Origin of the sequence: Acinetobacter sp. ANC 4169 (genome assembly GCF_002135355.1) — a bacterium.
Classification (GTDB): domain Bacteria; phylum Pseudomonadota; class Gammaproteobacteria; order Pseudomonadales; family Moraxellaceae; genus Acinetobacter.
Genome location: NZ_NEGE01000032.1, coordinates 1 through 895, shown reverse-complemented (window position 1 = coordinate 895; position 895 = coordinate 1). Strand labels below are relative to the sequence as shown.

Here is an 895-nt window from a genome sequence, read left to right as displayed (position 1 = left end):
TTGCGATACCTACCTTATGGTAAGTGGGTTTCCCCATTCAGAAATCTCCGGATCACAGGATATTTGCCGCCTCCCCGGAGCTTATCGCAGGCTATTACGTCTTTCATCGCCTCTGACTGCCAAGGCATCCACCACATGCACTTAATTACTTGACTATACAACCCCAAACAGTCGCCCATCTCCTACAAGTGAAGATGTTGCGTTGCGAACTTAATCGCCACAGTTAGAGTCTCGTGAACTTAATCACTGTACAGCTTCAATTAGATTCATATACCAAAACGCTTGATTCAGTTAATTTCGCTAGTAACTCATTTCATTCAACTTTCACAATTGCTTGTTAAGTTGTCTAAAACGAGTATGAACAAATTATTTCAACTCAAATATATTCTGTTAATGATTTTTCCAGCCTTCGTCAGGTCAGGAAACTGTGATAAATCACAGAGATTATCAAGTCCGCGTATCATAACGCTTGTACTTGTTAATCTCTAGGATCTAAAACATCGTTTGCTTAAGGACTAAACTATCAGCCATTTGACTGATCATTTATTAACTTAATCTCTTATACATTGCGAAGCGATGTATGGTGGAGACTAGGAGAGTCGAACTCCTGACCTCCTGCGTGCAAAGCAGGCGCTCTACCAACTAAGCTAAGTCCCCAGCTTATCAATAAGTCAATGTTCTGATTTTCTGTTTGCTGCATTTTATTCAAATGCTTCGTTAGTCAGATTTGGTGGGTCTGACAAGACTTGAACTTGTGACCCCACGCTTATCAAGCGTGTGCTCTAACCAACTGAGCTACAGACCCTCAGATACATCGTCATGAAGAACAACTTGTTGTGGATTCTTACCAATCGTCAATCTTTCGTTAAGGAGGTGATCCAGCCGCAGGTTCCCC

Annotated in this window: 2 tRNA genes and 1 rRNA gene; all 3 read right to left on the bottom strand. The window is 41.8% G+C overall.

What is annotated here, in order from left to right:
- Positions 1 to 155: ribosomal RNA gene (locus tag B9T26_RS15495) — 23S ribosomal RNA — on the bottom strand; the annotation flags it as partial.
- Positions 156 to 581: 426 nt separating this feature from the next.
- A tRNA-Ala gene (locus B9T26_RS15490) sits at positions 582 to 657 on the bottom strand.
- Positions 658 to 728: 71 nt separating this feature from the next.
- A tRNA-Ile gene (locus B9T26_RS15485) sits at positions 729 to 805 on the bottom strand.
- Positions 806 to 895: the final 90 nt, after the last annotated feature.